Genomic DNA, 4730 nt, shown 5'->3' with positions numbered 1-4730 from the left:
CATCGTCCCCGACCCGGTGAACCCCGCGGCCGTACCCGCGCGCGTGTCGGTGGACTTCGACAACTTCCTCGCCGCCATCCTCGCCCTCACCCGCCGGGAGCTCCTCGCCTACCCGCCCGTCTTCGCGCTCTGGCATGCGCTCGCCCTCACCGCGGCGGAACTCGTCGCCGCGGGCGCCGTGATGCCCGTTCCCGTGCCTCTTCTCCTCCCCAACCCTTCGGGCGCCGAAGCCGACGGCTTCCGCGTCTTCTGGGTGCCGACCCTGCACGTGCCGGAGGTCGCCCGGATGGTCTCCGAAGCGACGGCGGTCCTCGCCCAACCGTTTGCCGCCTTGGCGGGCGAACCGGCCGCGGGCGAGATCACGTTCGCCCAAGCCGCGGGCCCGAAGAGCACGCCGCAGAGCGCGGTCTTCGCAGCGCTGACGCTCCTCACCACCGCCCTCGTGCGCAACGCCTCGGAAAAGAACCGCGAGGTGAGCCGCCGTCTGATCGGCCGGCGCGTGAGGAACGTCTTGACGGGCGAAGGCTTCGCCCCGGACGTGCCGGCGCTCCCGGACCTCTCGAACGTCCTCGCCGCCTTCCTCGGGCTCCCGCTCGCCGCGGCGACGCTCCCCTGCCGCATTAGCATCACGGGCGCGCTCGAAAAGGGAGCGCTGCGCCTGATGCTCGGCCTCATCCCCCGCTCCGCCGCCGGGGAAGAGAAGTCCGTCGAGGCAGCGGCGGCGCTCCTCACGCTCCCCGAATGGGAGGCGAAGGGCCTTGACCCCGAGCGGCGCGTGCGTGCGGCGCTCCGGATCCTCGCCGCCACTCATCCGCTCTTCTCCGAATTCGGGCGCGACCACGCCGAACCCGCGTGGCTGCCGAGAAGCCAGTGGGAGTTCTTCCTTTTCTCGGCCGTTCCGGCCCTCTCGGCCTTCGGGTTTGAGTTCAACCTCCCCGATTCGATGAAGCGGATCGAGAAGCCCAAGCTCGTCCTTTCAGCCGAAATGAAGGACGCGGCCCCGAAACGCGGCGCCCGGCTCGCGACGCAGGGCATGCTCAACGCCGCCGCGCTCGCCGACTTCAAGTGGGAGATCGCCGTCGGCGACGAGCGTCTCACGCTCGAGGAGCTCCGCGAACGGATCAACAACGAAGGAGAGCTTCTCACCTCGGGAGGCGTCTTCTTCCACCTCACCCGCGAGGACTACAACCGCCTCATCGAAGAGTGGATGGACGCCCACAAGCGGGCGCTCTCGAACTGGGAGAAGCTCCGCGCGCTCCTTTCGGGCGAAATCGCCGGCCGCACGGTCGAGGCGACGGAGGAGCTCCTCACCCGCATCCGTCAGTCCGCGGCCGTCAAGGAGCTCGAACCCCCGCACGGACTCAATGCGGTGCTGCGCCCCTACCAGATCCGCGGCTACTCCTGGCTCGTGCAGAATTCGCTCATCGGCCTCGGGTCGCTCCTCGCCGACGACATGGGTTTGGGCAAGACCGTTCAGGTGATCGCCGCGATCCTGGAGCTCAAGAACCGCGCCGTCCTCAACGAGGGGAAGGTCCTGATCGCCGCCCCGGCGTCGTTGCTCGTCAACTGGGAGCGCGAGATCGAGCGCTTCGCCCCGTCCCTCACGACCAAGATCTTCCACGGCAAGGAGCGCGACCTCGGCGACGGGGGCGAGCGCCCCGACATCCTGATCACCTCCTACGGGCTCCTCAAGCGCGAACTCGCGAAGCTCTCGGCCATGCCCTTCAAGCTTCTCGTGCTCGACGAGGCGCAGGCCGTGAAGAACTCCAAGACCGGACAGGCGCGCGCCGCGCAGGACTTCCCCGCGGAGGCCGTGGTGGCGCTCACCGGCACGCCGGTGGAGAACCGGCTCTCCGAATACTGGTCGATCTTCTCGATCATCGAGCCGGGGCTCCTCGGCACCCCCGCGCAGTTCCGCCGTGAATTCGTGGACCCGATCGAGGAGCACCGCGACCGCGGCGCGATCGACCGCTTCCGGCGGATCACGGCGCCCTTCCTGCTCCGCCGCGTGAAGACCGACCCCGGCATTCTCGACGAACTGCCCGAAAAGAACGTCGTGGACTACTTCACGACCCTGACGCCCAAGCAGGTCGCGCTCTACGAGGCCTGCCTCAAGGAGAACCTCGAGACGCTCGAGACCCTCGACGCCGACGCCGCGGCCTACGACGAGGCGGGACGCACTGCGAACGCCTCGCAGCTCCGGATGAGCCGCCGCGGGCAGATCCTGCGCATGATCCTGCACCTCAAGCAGATCTCGAACTCCCCGTCGCAGTTCCTCAAGGAGGAATCGGAGAAGCCCGACTCGGGCAAGGCCGAAGCCTTGATGGAGCTCCTCCACCGCTGCCGGCAGGCCGGCCGCAAGGCCCTCATCTTCACGCAGTTCCGCGAGATGGGCGAACGACTCGTCAAGTGGATCGAGGCCGCCTCCGGGCGCCGCCCCGAGTTCCTCCACGGCGGCGTTCCGGCTGCGAAGCGCATGGAGATGGTGGACGCCTTCCAGAACGACCCCGAGGCGGAGGTGTTCGTGCTCTCGCTCAAGGCGGGCGGCACGGGCCTCAACCTCACCGCGGCCTCGGCCGTGATTCACTACGACCTCTGGTGGAATCCGGCGGTGGAAGACCAAGCCTCCGACCGCGCGTGGCGCATCGGGCAGCGGCGCGACGTCGTGGTCTACCGCTTCATCACCGCGGGCACGTTCGAAGAGAAGGTGAACGAGATGCTGAAGAAAAAGCGTGAGCTCGCGGACCTCGCCGTCGGCGTCGGCGAATCCTGGATCGGCGACCTCACCGACGAGGAGATCAAGTCGATCTTCACGCTCTCGAAGCACTGACCTCCGGGCGCCCTCAACTGAGGCGCCTCCGCAACGCTTTTGACCGATTCTGCGGGCATCCCTCCGGTTTTCTACCTCGGCGGGGCGCCCGCTTCGCATCTGGAACACCGTACGGGCGCTTTGACGGACGCCGCACACATGAATGCGGATTGCAAAGAGTGAACATCGCGCTCCCGACGCCGCAGCCGGAAGCCGCTGGCTCCGCCGCCGATGCATGGAGCGATTGAGCGGCGCTCACACACTTAGGCTCACCGGCCGTGACGACCCCGTCCTGCGTCGGAGAAAGGCCGTTCCGGCCGAGCATCCGCAGAAAACTTCAATGTAATGCATAGTCGAAATAATTAATCCTCTGCGCTGCGTTGAAAACAGAATTTCTCCTCTTTTTTCTCACATTCCTCAGCATTCAATTCTCATTCGCAGTTGCACGATTTGTCTCTGCGTATCCCCTACATTTTTCCGAATTTCCCTTGTTGCGCCGAAGATACACTAGGCAATTCACTCAACACGCTGTTTCTTCTGGATATTTACTGCTATAAGGGTTACCCCCCCCCTGACCTTTGAAGCTCCGACATTCAAAAATGCGCCTTGATTTGATGGGCCGAAGAAGCCCGTCGATCAAACACCAGTTTTTCAGGAGACTTTCCATGTTCAAGAAGACACTCGCCGCCGTGGCCGTCGTGGCCGCCTTTACCGCCGGCTCCGCTTTCGCCGCCGACGTGACGCTCTACGGCCGCATCGATACCGGCCTGCGCTACACCAACACCGACATCGACACCTCCGCCGACGCCGTCGACAAGTTTGAAATGGCTACCGGCAACTTCACCGGCAATCGCTTCGGCCTCAAGGGTGAAGAAGAGATCGGCAACGGCATGAAGGTCGCCTTCGTGCTCGAAAACGGCTACAACTCCGACGACGGTCAGTTCAAGACCTCCGGCACGCTCTTCGATCGTCAGGCGTCCCTGCACCTCAAGGGCGGCTTCGGTGAACTCGCCTTCGGCCGCATGGGCATCCTGAACGGCACGGCCGGCACGTTCGGCATCGGCAACTTCTCGGCGATGACCACCGGTTGGGGCAGCGTCGGCGATCAGGGCATGATCTGGGGCGCGGGCTTCAGCTCCCGTTACGACAACATGATCACCTACGCGACGCCCACCTTCGCCGGCGCCAAGGTGTACGCCCAGTACTCCATGGGCAAGAACACCGGCAAGAGCACTGACGAAGTGAATGGTTGGGTTGAGAACGAGTCCTCCAACGAGCGCTATTACGGCATCGGCGCGACGTATGACAACGGCCCGCTCGACCTGATCGCCATTGTTGACGTCGTCAATAAGCCCTCCTGGAACACTGTTGGTGACGTTTCCCGTGGTGACGTTGACGACACGGTCCGCGTCACGGTGGGCGGCTCCTACGACTTCGGCGTCGTGAAGCCCTACCTCTCCGCCGCCTACTTCAAGGACGGCTCGGTGGACTCGATGGCTGGCATGACGTACGCCGCCAAGGGCTCCGTGTTCGACGGTTGGGGCGTGATGGCCGGTGCCTCCGCTCCGGTCGCGGGCGGCACGGCCGTCTTCACGGTGGGCTACCTCGATGCTGAAGACCAGGCCAAGGCCGCTCAGAAGGACATGACCCGTTGGGTCGTCGGCGCCGGCTACTCGTACAAGCTGAGCAAGCGCACCACGGTCTATGCCGACGCCGGCTATGGCCGCGACGACATCGACAACGTCACGACCGGTCAGAATCCGTCCTACTTCCAGGCCGCCGTTGGTCTCGCCCACTCCTTCTAATCTCCGGAACGGCGGGCGTATCCCTGGCAAGAGTCTGCGCGCCGCCGTCTGAGGATTGTCTCCCCCCTGTTCCCTCGGGCGGGGTGAGAAGGAAGTTCCGAGAAGCCGCCGAATTC

The 4730-nt window shown here is 65.2% G+C and carries 2 protein-coding genes; both read left to right on the top strand.

The genetic code is table 11. The features are described from left to right. Positions 1-2830: DEAD/DEAH box helicase (locus tag ACT6Y9_RS08745; RefSeq protein ID WP_443744255.1), on the top strand; the 2830-nt coding region annotated here is incomplete at its 5' end. Between the two features lie 644 nt (positions 2831-3474). Then, entirely contained in the window at positions 3475-4614 is a 1140-nt protein-coding gene (locus ACT6Y9_RS08740) for a porin (protein WP_295480449.1), read from the top strand. The last annotated feature ends 116 nt before the right edge of the window (positions 4615-4730 follow it).

This window comes from Sutterella sp. (assembly GCF_052272535.1).
Lineage (GTDB): Bacteria > Pseudomonadota > Gammaproteobacteria > Burkholderiales > Burkholderiaceae_F > Sutterella.
Note: the sequence above shows the minus strand (reverse complement) of the source record. Positions and strands in the feature narration are given on the sequence as shown.

What these genes read in the sequence shown, in the direction of transcription:
- ACT6Y9_RS08740 (WP_295480449.1), top strand. Translation starts at nt 3,475, where the DNA reads ATGTTCAAGAAGACACTCGCCGCCGTGGCCGTCGTGGCCGCCTTTACC.